The organism is Streptomyces sp. NBC_01351 (assembly GCF_036237315.1).
GTDB lineage: Bacteria > Actinomycetota > Actinomycetes > Streptomycetales > Streptomycetaceae > Streptomyces.
This window is the reverse complement of record NZ_CP108356.1, coordinates 5,145,234-5,159,586: the sequence shown is the minus strand read 5'-3', so window position 1 is coordinate 5,159,586 and position 14,353 is coordinate 5,145,234. Positions and strand designations below refer to the sequence as shown.

Annotated in this window: 12 protein-coding genes, 1 tRNA gene and 1 pseudogene; 8 read left to right on the top strand and 6 right to left on the bottom strand. The window is 72.3% G+C overall.

What is annotated here, in order from left to right:
• Positions 1-107: 107 nt before the first annotated feature.
• Positions 108-1,772, bottom strand: a complete 1,665-nt coding sequence (gene hutU, locus OG625_RS23815) for a urocanate hydratase (protein ID WP_329384720.1) — start codon at positions 1,770-1,772, stop codon at positions 108-110.
• Between the two features lie 104 nt (positions 1,773-1,876).
• Here hutU and OG625_RS23810 point away from each other — a divergent pair, with 104 nt between their 5' ends.
• Positions 1,877-3,199, top strand: a complete 1,323-nt coding sequence (locus OG625_RS23810; RefSeq protein ID WP_329384717.1) for a diaminopimelate decarboxylase — start codon at positions 1,877-1,879, stop codon at positions 3,197-3,199.
• 431 nt (positions 3,200-3,630) lie between these two features.
• Positions 3,631-3,732: pseudogene (locus OG625_RS23805) on the top strand (FAD-dependent monooxygenase); the annotation flags it as partial.
• 216 nt (positions 3,733-3,948) lie between these two features.
• On the opposite strand, the gene OG625_RS23800 reads toward OG625_RS23805, so the two are convergent.
• Positions 3,949-4,794 carry a MurR/RpiR family transcriptional regulator gene (locus tag OG625_RS23800; RefSeq protein WP_329384714.1) on the bottom strand — a complete coding sequence of 282 codons (846 nt, stop codon included), beginning with the start codon at positions 4,792-4,794 and terminating at the stop codon, positions 3,949-3,951.
• A 140-nt stretch (positions 4,795-4,934) separates the two neighbouring features.
• On the opposite strand from OG625_RS23800, the gene OG625_RS23795 reads away from it, so the two are divergent.
• The gene (locus OG625_RS23795; protein ID WP_329384711.1) at positions 4,935-5,303 is read left to right on the top strand and encodes a hypothetical protein; all 369 of its coding nucleotides are present in this window, start codon (positions 4,935-4,937) and stop codon (positions 5,301-5,303) included.
• Positions 5,304-6,009: 706 nt separating this feature from the next.
• Here the strand turns inward: OG625_RS23795 and OG625_RS23790 are convergent.
• Positions 6,010-7,392 carry a cystathionine beta-synthase gene (locus OG625_RS23790; RefSeq protein WP_329390894.1) on the bottom strand — a complete coding sequence of 461 codons (1,383 nt, stop codon included), beginning with the start codon at positions 7,390-7,392 and terminating at the stop codon, positions 6,010-6,012.
• Between the two features lie 136 nt (positions 7,393-7,528).
• Here OG625_RS23790 and OG625_RS23785 point away from each other — a divergent pair, with 136 nt between their 5' ends.
• The 3 genes from OG625_RS23785 (at position 7,529) to OG625_RS23775 (ending at position 11,190) form a co-directional block, all read left to right on the top strand.
• The gene (locus OG625_RS23785) at positions 7,529-8,554 is read left to right on the top strand and encodes an SGNH/GDSL hydrolase family protein (protein WP_329384709.1); all 1,026 of its coding nucleotides are present in this window, start codon (positions 7,529-7,531) and stop codon (positions 8,552-8,554) included.
• Positions 8,555-8,871: 317 nt separating this feature from the next.
• The gene (locus OG625_RS23780; protein ID WP_329384706.1) at positions 8,872-10,089 is read left to right on the top strand and encodes an acetyl-CoA C-acetyltransferase; all 1,218 of its coding nucleotides are present in this window, start codon (positions 8,872-8,874) and stop codon (positions 10,087-10,089) included.
• A 285-nt stretch (positions 10,090-10,374) separates the two neighbouring features.
• Positions 10,375-11,190, top strand: coding sequence for a hypothetical protein (locus tag OG625_RS23775; protein ID WP_329390893.1), 816 nt, complete (start codon positions 10,375-10,377; stop codon positions 11,188-11,190).
• On the opposite strand, the gene OG625_RS23770 is transcribed toward OG625_RS23775, so the two are convergent.
• Positions 11,174-11,530 carry a hypothetical protein gene (locus OG625_RS23770; RefSeq protein WP_329384704.1) on the bottom strand — a complete coding sequence of 119 codons (357 nt, stop codon included), beginning with the start codon at positions 11,528-11,530 and terminating at the stop codon, positions 11,174-11,176. The two genes, OG625_RS23775 and OG625_RS23770, sit on opposite strands and share 17 nt — an antisense overlap.
• 101 nt (positions 11,531-11,631) lie before the next feature.
• Between OG625_RS23770 and OG625_RS23765 the strand changes: the two genes are divergently transcribed.
• Entirely contained in the window at positions 11,632-11,862 is a 231-nt protein-coding gene (locus OG625_RS23765) for a DUF4287 domain-containing protein (protein WP_030716449.1), read from the top strand.
• 127 nt (positions 11,863-11,989) lie between these two features.
• Here OG625_RS23765 and OG625_RS23760 read toward each other — a convergent pair whose 3' ends face one another.
• Both OG625_RS23760 and OG625_RS23755 read right to left on the bottom strand, forming a co-directional pair.
• On the bottom strand, positions 11,990-12,844 hold the full coding sequence (locus tag OG625_RS23760) for a Bax inhibitor-1/YccA family protein (protein WP_329384702.1): 855 nt from the start codon (positions 12,842-12,844) through the stop codon (positions 11,990-11,992).
• Positions 12,845-12,992: 148 nt separating this feature from the next.
• Positions 12,993-13,074, bottom strand: a tRNA-Leu gene (locus OG625_RS23755).
• A gap of 442 nt (positions 13,075-13,516) precedes the next feature.
• Between OG625_RS23755 and OG625_RS23750 the strand changes: the two genes are divergently transcribed.
• Complete coding sequence (locus OG625_RS23750) at positions 13,517-14,281, top strand: ABC transporter ATP-binding protein (RefSeq protein ID WP_329390892.1); 765 nt, start codon at positions 13,517-13,519, stop codon at positions 14,279-14,281.
• Positions 14,282-14,353: the final 72 nt, after the last annotated feature.

Here is a 14,353-nt window from a genome sequence, read left to right as displayed (position 1 = left end):
AGAGCTGCTCTCTCCCCGCCCCGCCGATTCAGCCTCGCCGGCGTTTGACGCGCGGGGTCCGGGGCGGAGCCCCGGCAGCGGCGCCGCACCCGGGATGTCGGCCTCGCTCACGCGTCGTCGCCCTCGCGCATCGGGACCCGGACCCCGCGCTCGTCCGCCACGGACTCCGCGATGTCGTAGCCCGCGTCGACGTGGCGGATGACGCCCATGCCCGGGTCGTTCGTCAGCACGCGGCGGATCTTCTCGCCCGCCAGCGGGGTGCCGTCGGCGACCGTGACCTGGCCCGCGTGGATGGAGCGGCCCATGCCGACGCCGCCGCCGTGGTGGATGGAGACCCAGGAGGCGCCGGAGGCCACGTTGACCATGGCGTTGAGCAGCGGCCAGTCGGCGATCGCGTCGGAGCCGTCGAGCATCGCCTCGGTCTCGCGGTACGGGGAGGCCACCGAACCGCAGTCGAGGTGGTCGCGGCCGATGACCAGCGGCGCGGCGAGGGTGCCGTCGGCGACCATCTCGTTGAAGCGTTCGCCGGCCTTGTCGCGCTCGCCGTAGCCGAGCCAGCAGATGCGCGCGGGCAGGCCCTGGAAGTGGACGCGCTCCCCGGCCATCTTGATCCAGCGGTGCAGGGACTCGTTCTCCGGGAAGAGCTCCAGCATCGCCTTGTCGGTCTTGTGGATGTCCGAGGCCTCGCCGGACAGCGCCGCCCAGCGGAAGGGGCCCTTGCCCTCGCAGAACAGCGGCCGGATGTAGGCGGGGACGAAGCCGGGGAAGGCGAACGCGCGGTCGTAGCCGGCCAGCTGGGCCTCGCCGCGGATGGAGTTGCCGTAGTCGAAGACCTCGGCGCCGGCGTCCATGAAGCCGACCATGGCCTCGACGTGCTTGGCCATGGACTCGCGGGCCCGGGTGGTGAAGCCCGCCGGGTCCTTGGCCGCGTAGGAGGCCATGTCGTCGAAGTCGACGCCGACGGGGAGGTAGGCGAGCGGGTCGTGGGCGGAGGTCTGGTCCGTCACGATGTCGATCGGGGCGCCCTCGGCGAGCATCTGCGGGAGCAGCTCGGCGGCGTTGCCGAGGAGGCCGATGGAGAGCGGCTTGCGCGCGTCGCGGGCCTCCACGGCCAGCTGGAGGGCGTGGCGCAGGTTGTCGGCCTTGACGTCCAGGTAGCGGTGCTCGATGCGGCGCTCGATGGCGCGCGGGTCGACGTCGATGCAGATCGCGACGCCGTCGTTCATCGTCACGGCCAGCGGCTGGGCGCCGCCCATGCCGCCGAGGCCGGCGGTGAGGGTGATGGTCCCGGCGAGCGTGCCGTCGAACTTCTTGGCGGCGACGGCGGCGAAGGTCTCGTAGGTGCCCTGGAGGATGCCCTGGGTGCCGATGTAGATCCACGAACCGGCGGTCATCTGGCCGTACATGGTGAGGCCGAGGTGCTCCAGGCGGCGGAACTCCTCCCAGTTGGCCCAGTCGCCCACCAGGTTGGAGTTCGCGAGCAGGACGCGCGGGGCCCACTCGTGGGTCTGCATCACGCCGACCGGGCGGCCGGACTGGACCAGCATCGTCTCGTCCTGCTTGAGGGTCTGCAGGGTGCGGACCATCGCGTCGTACGAGCGCCAGTCGCGGGCGGCCTTGCCGGTGCCGCCGTAGACGACGAGCTTGTCGGGGTGCTCGGCGACCTCGGGGTCGAGGTTGTTCTGGAGCATCCGCAGCGCGGCCTCCTGCTGCCATCCCAGGGTGCTGAGCTCGGTGCCTCGCGCGGCACGTACGGGGCGGGGTCCTGACATGGCGGTGCCTCCTCCGATGTTGGTCAATCCATTCACATCCTCGCTTCCTGAATAGATTCAGTCAACAGCTGCGGGTCGCTCCTTCGGATGATGGGATGGCGGGCATGGACGACATGGACAGGGATCTGGTCGTACGTGCCGCCGTCGCGCAGGGCCTCCTCGACTCCGAGCCGGTGGCCTGCCTGCTGGACACCGCCGGGATCCGGGCCTCCGCCGCCGCCCTGACCGGCGCCTTCGCCGCCGCGGTGGCGCCCGGCACCCCCGTCCTGCACGCCTTCGCCGTCAAGGCCGCCCCGCTCGTGCCCGTACTGCGGCTGCTCGCCGACGCCGGGCTCGGCTGCGAGGTCGCCAGCCCCGGCGAGCTGGCGCTGGCCCGGGCGGCCGGGCTGCCGGCCGGGCGGATCGTGCTGGACTCCCCCGCCAAGACCGAGGGCGAGCTGCGCGAGGCCCTGGCGCTGGGCATCGCCGTCAACGCCGACAACCGCCAGGAGCTGGAGCGCCTCGACGCGCTCGTCGGCTCCGCCCCCACCCCGCCCGCGTCCCCGATCGGGGTGCGGATCAACCCGCAGACCGGAGCGGGCACCATCGGCGCGCTGTCCACCGCCACGGCCACCTCGAAGTTCGGCATCGCGCTGCGCGACCCGGGGGCGCGCGAGTGGCTCGTACGGGCCTACGCGGAGCGGCCGTGGCTGACCCGGCTGCACACCCACTCGGGCTCGCAGGGCGTCCCGCTGGCCCTGATCGCCGAGGGCGTACGGGAACTGCACGCGCTGGCCGAGGAGATCAACGCGGCGGCCGGGCGCCGGCAGGTCGACACCCTCGACATCGGCGGGGGCCTGCCGGTGAACTTCACCTCGGACGAGGCGGTCCCCACATACGGGGAGTACGTCGCGGCCCTGCGCGAGGCGGTCCCGGGGCTCTTCGACGGCTCGTACGGGCTCGTCACGGAGTTCGGGCGGTCCCTGCTGGCCAAGAACGGCCTGGTCCTGGCGCGGGTCGAGTACACCAAGACCAGCGGGGGCCGTGCGATCGCCCTCACCCACGCGGGGGTCCAGCTGGCGACCCGCACCGCGTACGCGCCGGCGTCCTGGCCGGTGCGGATCCTGCCGTACGACGCGAAGGGCGTCGCGAAGGCCGGGGAGCCGGTGGCGCAGGACATCGCGGGCCCGGCCTGCTTCGCGGGCGACCTCCTGGCGACGGCGCGCGAGCTGCCGCGGCTGGATCCGGGGGACGTGATCGGCGTTCCGGACACGGGGGCGTACTTCTTCACGGCCCACTACGGCTACAACAGCCTCCCGCGGCCCGCGGTGCACGGCTTCGCGGTGTCTCCCGGGGGCCGGGTCCGCTTCTCGATGGCGCGACCGGCGCAGGGGCCCGCGGAGATCGTCGCGGAGGCCGGCGGCGCCTGCGGGGATGCCCTGCTGTAACCGCTGCGCGGGCCTTCCCCCACCCCGCCCCTTCCCGAACCGGGGCTCCGCCCCGGACCCTCTCCCCCAGCTACCGCTGGGAAGTGCCCCCACCAGACCCCGTCCGGGGGGACCCCCACGCCTCAAACGCCGGCGAGGCTGATCTTCCAGCCCCGTGCTCCTCGACAAGCAGGCCGAGGGCGCCAACACTCCCCCTGGCTCCGCCGGGGGGACCCCCACCCGCGCCGCCGTCGTGCACGCCCGCACCCTGGAGGTGCTCGACGAGCTCGACCCCTCCGGCGCCCTGCACGGCGAGCTGATCGGCCGCGGCATCCCCGTCACCCGGTTCCGGATCCGCGACGGCGCCCGCCCCCTCACCACGATCCCCTTCGGCGGTCTGCGCACGGCCCACCCGTACGCGCTGATGGCCCCCCCAGTACGAGACCGAGGCGGTGCTGCTCGCCGGGGACGCCGCCCACGTGCACAGCCCGGCCGGCGGCCAGGGCACGAACACCGGCATCCAGGACGGGTACGCCCTGGGCCGCGCCTTCGCCGGCGAGAGCCTGGACGGTTACGAGGCCCGCCGACGGCCCGTCGCCCAGCGTGTGGTGGCCCTCACCGACCGGATGACCCGGGTCGCGACCACCCGCAACCCGGTCCTGCGCGCCGTCCGCAACGCCCTGCTCCCCGTCCTGCCGCGCATCCCGGCGCTGCGCGACGCTCGCCACCGAGCTCGCGGAGCTGAACCACCGCTGAGCGGCGGGGCGGGCTCAGTCCACGAACAGCCCGCGCGACACCGCCCGCGCGTCGAAGGCCTCCAGCCGCGCCTGCGCATCGGGCAGCGCGTCCGCCATCGCCTCCAGGAGCACCCGGCCCAGCAGCATCGGCGCGCACGCCGTGTCGAAGGCCAGGCCGGTGCCGACGGGGGCCGGGATCAGCAGGTCCGAGTGGCGGGCCACCGGGGCGAAGGCCGAGTCGGCGACCGTCACCACGGTCAGGCCGGCCCGCCGGGAGCGCTCCAGTGCCTCCACGACCTCCCGGGGATGCCGGGGCAGCGCGAAGCAGAGCAGGGTGCTCGCCCCGGCGGCGACGGCCGCGTCTATGCGGTCGTCCATCATCGAGCCGCCCTCGTCGAGGAGCCGTACGTCCGGGTGCACCTTGGAGGCGAAGTACGCGAAACCGCGCGCCTGCGAGGACGCCGCCCGCAGCCCGAGCACCGGCAGCGGGGTCGAGGCGGCGAGCAGCCGGCCGGCCTCCTGGACGGGCGAGGGGTCGGCGAGCATCGCCGACAGCTGCCGCAGGTTCTCGATCTCCCCCTGAACGGCCTGCTGGTACTCGTTGTACGCGTCCTCGTGCGCGGTGGCGGTCCGCTCGGCGGCGGGCGCCACCTCGCGCAGGTGGCGGCGGAGCGCGGGATATCCGTCGAAGCCCAGCGCCACCGCGAAGCGGGTCACGGACGGCTGGCTCACCCCGGCCAGCTCGGCGAGCTCCACGCTCGACAGGAAGGGCACCTCCGCGGCCCCGCGCACCATGCAGTGCGCGATCCGCCGCTGGGTCGGCGTCAGCCGGTGCCCCTCGAACAGCTTCTGCAGCCGCGCCGCCGGGCTGTCACTCATGCCGCCCCCTCCGTCCCGGTGAGATATTCAGTCACGGAGCACTCTGCATGCGGTTATGCACACGGGCAAGCCGTGCCCGCTATCCGGATACGGGGGATAGCCCCAGTGCGGGGGGCACCGGCGGTTCCTACCGTGGGGACATGGATGACCACGCCCACACCCATGAACTGAAGAAGGAACTCGGCGCCACGCTGGACGCCCGGCGGGAGCTGGGTCCGGAGTACGAGGCCGCGCTGGTGGACTCGTTCGTCGAGAAGCTCGACACGCAGGTCCGGCGCCGGCTCGCGGAGGAACGCCTGTCCGCGGCCCGTGGCCCCGCCGGTCCTGCCGTGACGGAGGGGGGCTTCGGCGAACGCTTCGGCTTCGCGATCATCACGCTGGTGCTGGCGATCCCGCTCTCGGCCATTGCTGCTGCGCAGGCGCGCCTGCCGGGGCTGCTGGTGGCCTGGGCCGGGATCGTGGGCGTGAACTTCATCCACGCGGCCAAGGGGCTGCGCCGGCGGGACTGACCGCTGTTCGGCTGCGGCGCCGCTGCTGGGGCGCCGCCCCAGACCGCGCGCCTCAAACGCCGGCGGGGCTGAGTCACCCCGCGAGCAGGGCTGGAGGAAGCCGGAGAGCGCCCGGCTGAAGGCCGCGAGGCGGGCCCGCGTGCAGGAGGCCGTCCGGCGCACCCGTCCCGGGAGGGAATAGGCGGGGACCGCCGCACCCCGGTTGCCCGGGGGCGGGACGACGGCGGTCCCCGCGGAGGACACGGGCCGGGTCAGGGCCGTTCCGCGTCCGTGGCGTCCACGCGATCCGGGAGCCGCTCCGGAGGTGCGTTCGCGCCGTTCGGTGGTGCCGGCCGGGATCCGGTCTCCCGGGCTTCCCTGCCGACAACCACCACTGTGCCGGAGCCGTGTTAAGCCGGTGCTGCCGTCACGTGACGGGCCCGTACCGTTTGCGCGACTTCCCCGCCCGGTGCCCGCCGGACCGGACGGGGCCGGGTGTGCGGTGGGGCGTCCCCGCAGGGCGTCGAACACAACCACCCTCGGCCCACCGACCCCCCGACACGTTCGACGCCCGAGGAGACGCCCCGGCGCGCGCCCGGACCCGGCCGGGCCGGCCCATGGGCAAGACCCCCGTACGGGGGCCGCAGGCCCAAGGGCCCGGGGGCCGACCCCCGGAGACCCGGCCGAGCGAGCCGCTGGGGGTACCTCCCAGCGGTAGCCGGGGGAGCTACTTCGCCGACTTGGCGAGGAACGCCAGCAGGTCCTGGCGGCTGACCACGCCGGTCGGCTTGCCCTCGACCAGGACGATCGCCGCGTCCGCCTCGCCCAGCACCGCCATCAGCTCGGAGACCGGCTCGCCGGATCCGACCTGGGGCAGCGGCGCGCTCATGTGCTTCTCCAGCGGGTCGCCCAGCGAGGCCCGCTGCGCGAACAGCGCGGACAGCAGCTCCTTCTCGACGACCGAGCCGATGACCTCGGCGGCCATCACGTCCGGGTGGCCCGCGCCCGGCTTGACGATCGGCATCTGCGAGACGCCGTACTCGCGCAGCACCTCGATCGCCTCGCCCACCGTCTCCTCGGGGTGCATGTGGACCAGGGACGGCATCGCGCCCTCCTTGTCCGCGAGGACGTCACCGATGCGCGCCGCCGGACCGGCCTCCTCCAGGAAACCGTGCCCGGCCATCCACTCGTCCGAGAAGATCTTGCTCAGGTAGCCGCGGCCGCTGTCCGGGAGCAGGACGACGACCACGTCGTCCGGCCCGAGACCCTCGGCGGCGCGCAGGGCGGCCACGACCGCCATGCCGCAGGAGCCGCCGACGAGCAGGCCCTCCTCCTTCGCCAGCCGGCGCGTCATCTGGAAGGAGTCCTTGTCGGACACCGCGATGATCTCGTCGGTGACGTCCGGGTCGTAGGCGGTCGGCCAGAAGTCCTCGCCGACGCCCTCGACGAGGTACGGGCGGCCGGAGCCGCCGGAGTACACCGAGCCCTCGGGGTCGGCGCCGATGACCTTGACCTTCCCGCCGCTGACCTCCTTGAGGTAGTTGCCGGTGCCGGAGATCGTGCCGCCCGTGCCGACACCGGCGACGAAGTGGGTGATCTTCCCGTCCGTCTGCTCCCACAGCTCGGGGCCGGTGGTCTCGTAGTGCGAACGGGGGTTGTTCGGGTTGCTGTACTGGTCCGGCTTCCAGGCGCCGGGCTCGCGCGCGAGGCGGTCGGACACGTTGTAGTACGAGTCCGGGTGCTCGGGGTCGACCGCGGTCGGACAGACCACGACGTCGGCGCCGTACGCGCGCATGACGTTGATCTTGTCCATGGACACCTTGTCAGGGCAGACGAAGATGCACTTGTAGCCCTTCTGCTGGGCCACGATGGCGAGTCCTACACCCGTGTTGCCGCTGGTCGGCTCCACGATGGTGCCGCCGGGCTTGAGGGCTCCGCTCTGCTCGGCGGCCTCGATCATCCGGACGGCGATCCGGTCCTTCACGGAGCCGCCGGGATTGAAGTACTCGACCTTCGCAAGGACGGTGGCCGTGAGGCCTTCGGTCACACGGTTGAGCTTCACCAGCGGGGTGTTGCCGACGAGGCTGATCATCGAGTCGTGGAATTGCACCATGTTCTCCAAGGACGGGACTCCACGGGTTCTCCGGGAGGTCCGGCCAGAGTATGCGGAAAGGGATTGGACGACCGTCCGTACGGGGCAGGAAGGTCAACGAAGGCCCAGTCAGAGAAGTGAGGTGGCCGGAAGGGTGTCCAGGGCGAGAACAGCCCGCCGGATCGCGGCGGGCGCAGCGTACGGCGGGGGCGGGCTCGGGCTGGTCGGGGCCGCCACGGTGGGGCTCGTGCTGGCTGAGATGCAGTTCGCCAAGCGGACGGTGGGCACCGGGCTGGGTGATCCGCCGCGCGCGGACGGGTTGTACGGGAGCGAGTTCAACGGGCCGGAGCAGAGTACGGGCCCGCTCCGGCTGGCCATGCTGGGCGACTCCACGGCCGCGGGGCTCGGCGTACGGCGGGCCAGACAGACCCCGGCGGCGCTGCTGGCCTCCGGGCTGGCGGCGGTGGCCGAGCGGCCGGTGGAACTGCGCAACGTGGCCCAGTCGGGGGCCATGTCCGACGACCTGGACCGGCAGGTGGGGCTGCTGCTGGACGGCGACCGGCCCGCACCGGACGTATGCGTGATCATGATCGGCGCGAACGACGTGACCCGGCGCATGCCGCCCACCCAGTCGGTCCGCCACCTCACCTCGGCGGTGCGGCGGCTGTGCATGGCGGGCTCCGAGGTGGTGGTCGGCACCTGCCCGGACCTGGGCACGATCGAGCCGGTCTACCAGCCGCTGCGGTGGCTGGCCCGGCGGGTCTCGCGGCAGCTGGCGGCCGCGCAGACCATAGGGGTGGTCGCGCTGGGCGCCCGTACGGTCTCGATGGGGGACCTGCTGGGGCCGGAGTTCGCGGCGAACCCCCGGGAGATGTTCGGCCCGGACTCCTACCACCCCTCGGCGGAGGGGTACGCGACGGCGGCGATGGCCGTCCTCCCCACCCTGTGCGCGGCGCTGTCGCTGTGGCCGGAGTCCGACCGGCTGGACGTGTCCCGCGACGAGGACATGCTCCCGGTGGCCAAGGCCGCGTCGGCTGCCGCCGGGCAGGCGGGTACGGAGGTCACGGCGGCCCGCGGCCCCTGGGTCCTCCTCAAACACCGCCGTCGGCGGCGCCTCCCGGACCCCTCCGCGTCCCCGACCCCGGCCGACCTGGCCAACACCCCGACCCCGGGCCCGTAGCCCCGGCCGCCGTCGCCCCGCTGCGCGGAGCCCGTCCCCTACCCGCCCTTCCGCCGCACATGCAGGCTGACTCCAGCCGAAATCCAGCCCCTCCGGCGTTTGAGGAGCCGGTCTGGGCGGAGCCCAGGGTGCCGCGCAGCGGCGCCTTCAGCCCCGGCAGCGGCGCCGCAGACGCATCCTGGGAGTGCGGGCCCGGCCCGTGAGCCCCCCAGCCCCCGCAGGAGCGACCGGCATCACACCGCCCCGCCGGTGACCTCGACCGTACGGGGCGGTAACTTCGCATGCGGTCCCGCAACGACGCACCCCTTGGAGTCCCGATGCCCGAAGCCGTCATCGTTTCCACCGCCCGCTCGCCCATCGGGCGCGCCTTCAAGGGGTCCCTCAAGGACATCCGGCCGGACGACCTGACGGCCACGATCATCCAGGCCGCCCTCGCCAAGGTCCCCGAGCTGGACCCGCGCCAGATCGACGACCTGATGCTGGGCTGCGGCCTCCCCGGCGGCGAGCAGGGCAGCAACCTGGCCCGCATCGTCGCCGTGCAGATGGGCATGGACTTCCTGCCGGGCGCGACGATCACCCGTTACTGCTCCTCCTCCCTGCAGACCTCCCGCATGGCCCTGCACGCCATCAAGGCCGGTGAGGGCGACGTCTTCATCTCCGCGGGCGTCGAGATGGTCTCCCGTTCCGTCCACGGTTCCTCCGACATCCGCGAGGCCCACAACCCGCTCTTCGCGGACGCGGAGGCCCGTACCGCCGCCCGCGCCACCGAAGAGGGCACGGACTGGCACGACCCCCGCGAGGACGGCCTGATCCCCGACGCGTACATCGCGATGGGCCAGACCGCCGAGAACCTGGCCCGCCTCAAGGGTGTGACCCGCCAGGACATGGACGAGTTCGGCGTGCGCTCGCAGAACCTGGCCGAAGAGGCCATCAAGAACGGCTTCTGGGCGCGCGAGATCACCCCGGTCACCACCCCCGACGGCACCGTGGTCTCCACGGACGACGGCCCGCGCGCCGGCGTCACCCTGGAGGGCGTGCAGGGCCTCAAGCCCGTCTTCCGCCCCGACGGCCTCGTCACCGCCGGCAACTGCTGCCCGCTGAACGACGGCGCCGCCGCGCTCGTCATCATGAGCGACACCAAGGCCCGCGAGCTGGGTCTGACCCCGCTGGCCCGGATCGTCTCCACCGGTGTCACCGGCCTCTCCCCCGAGATCATGGGCCTGGGCCCGGTCGAGGCGTCGAAGCAGGCACTGAAGCGGGCCGGCCTGACCGTCGGCGACATCGACCTCTTCGAGATCAACGAGGCCTTCGCGGCCCAGGTCATCCCGTCGTACCGGGACCTGGAGATCCCCCTCGACAAGCTGAACGTCAACGGCGGGGCCATCGCCGTCGGTCACCCCTTCGGGATGACCGGCGCCCGCCTCACCGGCACTCTGATCAACAGCCTGCAGTTCCACGACAAGCAGTTCGGCCTGGAGACCATGTGCGTCGGCGGCGGCCAGGGCATGGCCATGGTCATCGAGCGTCTCAGCTAGTCAGGGCCCCAGGCGCCGCAAGGGACCGGGCCCGGTCCCTTGCCGCCTGCCGACGCCGGATCCAACCCCGTCGCGGCCGACCTGTGACCGAATCTCCCCCAGGATGTGACCTATCTCCTGGGGGATCGGCATATATGCAGGTCAGGCAGTATGCGGAGGGGCACCTCGGGACGAAAGACCTGTCCAATTCGTGACGTAATGCACTGCACGCCATTCCCAGGTCAGGACACTCTGATGTAGGAAGTCGGGGGATCGAATCACACCGGGAGTTAGTCAGTGAGCGCCATGTCTCTTGCCCTGCTGCTGACCGCGGCCGCTGCCACGGCCGTCGGCGCTGCTGCGCTGCACGCCGTCCACGGCCTGCGCAAGCAGGTCACGGCCCTGCGCAGTGAGCTGGCGGTGCCGGCCCACCCCCGCGGTGCGACCGTCCCGCACGCCCGCAGCGCCGTCGAATCCCCCGCCGCGGAGATACGAGCCGCCGTGGCCGAAGCCCTCGCCGAGGAGCGTGAGCGCGAGCTGGCCGAGGCGCGCGCCTTCTGGGCCGCGCAGGAGGCCCGCGACGCCGCCGACGCGCCCTCGCTGCTGGGCGGCCTGCCCGGCCTCGGAGAGGACAGCCCGCACGTCTTCCTGCCCCGGCAGGCCGACATGGTGGGCCTGGAGCCGGTGCTCGGCGACGACGCCCTCGACGAGAACCCGTACCCGGAGGACTCGGCCGAGCTGGCCGCCGCCCGCCGGCGCCACCCCTCGCACCCCGACTTCGTACCGGTCCAGGCCTCGCACCCCGGCGCCGACCACGAGCGCACGGTCAGCCGCCTGGAGGAGCTCGCGGAGGCCCGTACGGCCCTCGCGGACGTCCGTCCCGGCCCGCTGGGCACCCTCGACGTGTACGTCTTCACGGACGGCACCACGCTCTGCATGACCCCGGGGCACCGGGAGACCGCGGAGCGCCTCGCCGAGGCCCTGCGCTCGGGCACCGCTCCGGTCCTGCTCGGCGGCTCGGGCATCTCCGGCGCCTACGCACTGACCTTCTCCTGCGGTAGCGCCGAGGACCCGGACAGCAACGTCTACATCCTCGCGGACCGCGTCATCGCATCGCTCTAGCGTCCGCCTGCTCCACCAGCCGCACGGCCTCGTCCAGCACCTCGGACGGGGCCTTCGCGCCGTCCGGGGCCGCTGCGCCGCGCAGCACCTCCGCGAGGTCGGCCCCGGCCACCGCCACCTGGTCCCCGACGACGAAGAGCCCCGCGTCCGGCATCTCCCGCACCCGGGCGCCCGCCGCGCCCGCCGCGGCGTCCTCAAGGGCCTGCGCTCTCGCCGAGAGCTCGCGGGCCAGCTCCAGTGCCACCTCGGCGGCTCCTTGCCGCAGGCGGCTCTGCGGCGCGGCCCGCAGCCGGTCTGCGAAACGTTCCACGGCGGCGGTCAGGGGTGAAGTATCGAGCACCCGGCCGACCTTACGCGCCGTCCGCGCACCATTGCCAACGGGCGAACTCTCCGGCACGGTGACGTGAAGAGAGCAGCACGGCGACACCTCCGGAGGCGCCCATGTCCGTAGAGTTCTCCGAGCAGACCCACCGCAACATGATCGACAGAATCCCCCAGACCACCGGTCGTGAAGTCTCCGACTGGCTCCGCACCGTGGACGAAGGCCCCTCCCTCGTCCGGTTCGAGGAGAAGGTCAGCTGGCTGCGCGGCGCGCACGAGCTGTCGTACGGCCAGGCCAAGGCGATCATCCACGAGTACGACCTGCGCAGAGCCGCACGCCGGTTCGGCTGACCCCGTCCCCGACTCCCGACTCCCGACCCTCGACTCACGAACCCCGGAAATGCGGGAAGGCCCCGCGAGCACTGTGCTCGCGGGGCCTTCCCCATGCAGTGGGCAAGCCTGGTGGCCGCCGGTACGACTAGTCGTCGCCCGAGAGGATCTGGAAGATGCGCAGCATCTCGATGTAGATCCACACCAGGGTCATGGTGAGGCCGAAGGCGGCGAGCCAGGCCTCCTCGCGCGGGGCGCCGTACGCGACACCGTCCTCGACCTGCTTGAAGTCGAGTGCGAGGAAGCAGGCGCCGAGGATGACGCCGATGGCGCCGAACAGCAGGCCGAGGCCGCCGCTGCGGAAGCCGAGGCCGTCACCGCCGCCGAAGACCGAGAACAGCAGGTTCGTCAGCATGAGCAGCATGAAGCCCATGGCGGCGGCCATCACGAAGCCGTAGAACCGGCGGTTGACGCGGATCCAGCCCATCTTGTACGCGGTGAGCACGGCGGCGAAGACGCACATCGTGCCCATCACGGCCTGGATGACCACGCCGGGGCCCAGGTAGGTGCTGGTGGCCGCGCTGATGACGCCGAGGAAGACACCCTCGAACGCCGCGTAGGCCAGGATCAGGCCCGGGGAGGCCTTGCTCTTGAAGGACTGGATCATCGCGAAGACGAACGCGACGAGCATCGCGCCGATGGCGATGCCGTACGACTTGCCCAGGTTCGCCGGGTCGACCGGCAGGAGGACCCAGGACAGGGTCGCCGTCACGAACAGCGTGCCGAGCGTCATGGCCGTACGGCTCACGACGTCGTCGATGGTCATCGCGTTGGTGCGCGCCGGGGCCTGCGGCATACCCGTCGCCGGGTCGGTCGCGTACGGGTTCGTCGCGTACGGGTTGGTCCCGGCCTGCTGGTGCTGCTGCTGCGCGTCAAAGCCCGCGTAGCCACCGTTGTCGCGGCTGAACCCCCGTCGCGAGAAGACCGGGTTACTGCTCCTCATCTCACTCCTCCGTGGCCACCGAGCGCGGCCTTGCATCAAGAGTAATGCGCTCGCAAAAAAAGCACCCTACTGCTGGAGGAGGATCTTAGGAGAAGGCAGGGCGAAGCGCAGGGGATAAATCGACCCGGGCCTCGCTGGAGCTGGAGAGTGCCCGGAGCCGGACTTGAACCGGCACGACCCGAAGGTCAGCGAGGTTTAAGCTCGCCGTGTCTGCATTCCACCATCCGGGCAGGGCGTGGCGGCCCCCGATATCAGCCTTCAGCGCTGCCCCGACCCTATCCGGAACACCTCTGCCGCCACCTGGCCGTCTTTCCGATGTTGTCTGATTTTATTGGCGCTTGAGGGGTCGTCAGGGGCGAGAACGCACGGTCGGCACCTTCTCGGGGACGATCACCCCCGATACGGGAATGACGGGATTTCGATGGCCCGCGCCACCCCTCCCGCCACCCGGCACGCCACCCCGCACCTCCCCCGGATCCGGACCAGCCGCCTCCGCCACCGCCCTGCGTCGAGTCGGGGTCGCCGTCATACCAGAGACGTACGCGGACGCCTCCGCGGTCAGACTCCAGTGGGCCGGTGAACGGTCACCACGGCTGATCCGGAGCGGGGGTCGGCGCGGAGACGATGGACGGGTCCCCGCACCGCAGACCGAGGAGCCGTCCCGTGACCACCATGAACTACGCCCCGCACACCACCCAGGCCGTGGCCGCCCGCGCCACCGGCCTCTCCAAGGTGTACGGCCAGGGCGAGACCCAGGTGGTCGCCCTCGACAACGTCACCGTGGACTTCGCGCAGGGCCAGTTCACCGCGATCATGGGCCCCTCGGGCTCCGGCAAGTCCACGCTGATGCACTGCGTCGCCGGCCTGGACACCTTCTCCGCCGGCTCCGTGCGCATCGGCGAGACCGAGCTGGGCTCCCTCAAGGACAAGCAGCTCACCCAGCTGCGCCGGGACAAGATCGGCTTCATCTTCCAGGCCTTCAACCTGCTGCCGACCCTGACGGCCCTGGAGAACATCACGCTCCCCATGGACATCGCCGGCCGCAAGCCCGACAAGCAGTGGCTGGACAAGGTCATCGAGATGATCGGCCTCTCCGGCCGCCTCTCCCACCGCCCCACCCAGCTCTCCGGCGGCCAGCAGCAGCGCGTGGCCGTGGCCCGCGCCCTGGCCTCCCGCCCCGAGATCATCTTCGGCGACGAGCCCACCGGAAACCTGGACTCCCGCTCCGGCGCCGAGGTCCTCGGATTCCTGCGCAACTCGGTGCGCGAGCTCGGCCAGACCGTCGTGATGGTCACCCACGACCCGGTCGCCGCCTCCTACGCGGACCGCGTCATCTTCCTCGCCGACGGCCGGATCGTCGACGAGATGTACGGGCCCACCGCGGACGGCGTGCTGGACCGCATGAAGGCCTTCGACGCCAAGGGCCGCACCAGCTGAGGCACCGCCCTCCCTGCCCGGCTCCGCCTCCGCCGCCGCCGTTCCTTCGGCCGCGCTGACACCCTGGACTCC

Bases quoted from the DNA above. Each gene is read 5' to 3' on its own strand.
- hutU (WP_329384720.1), bottom strand. From the start codon at position 1,772: ATGTCAGGACCCCGCCCCGTACGTGCCGCGCGAGGCACCGAGCTCAGC.
- OG625_RS23810 (WP_329384717.1), top strand. From the start codon at position 1,877: ATGGACGACATGGACAGGGATCTGGTCGTACGTGCCGCCGTCGCGCAG.
- OG625_RS23800 (WP_329384714.1), bottom strand. From the start codon at position 4,794: ATGAGTGACAGCCCGGCGGCGCGGCTGCAGAAGCTGTTCGAGGGGCAC.
- OG625_RS23795 (WP_329384711.1), top strand. From the start codon at position 4,935: ATGGATGACCACGCCCACACCCATGAACTGAAGAAGGAACTCGGCGCC.
- OG625_RS23780 (WP_329384706.1), top strand. From the start codon at position 8,872: ATGCCCGAAGCCGTCATCGTTTCCACCGCCCGCTCGCCCATCGGGCGC.
- OG625_RS23775 (WP_329390893.1), top strand. From the start codon at position 10,375: ATGTCTCTTGCCCTGCTGCTGACCGCGGCCGCTGCCACGGCCGTCGGC.
- OG625_RS23765 (WP_030716449.1), top strand. From the start codon at position 11,632: ATGTCCGTAGAGTTCTCCGAGCAGACCCACCGCAACATGATCGACAGA.
- OG625_RS23760 (WP_329384702.1), bottom strand. From the start codon at position 12,844: ATGAGGAGCAGTAACCCGGTCTTCTCGCGACGGGGGTTCAGCCGCGAC.
- OG625_RS23750 (WP_329390892.1), top strand. From the start codon at position 13,517: ATGAACTACGCCCCGCACACCACCCAGGCCGTGGCCGCCCGCGCCACC.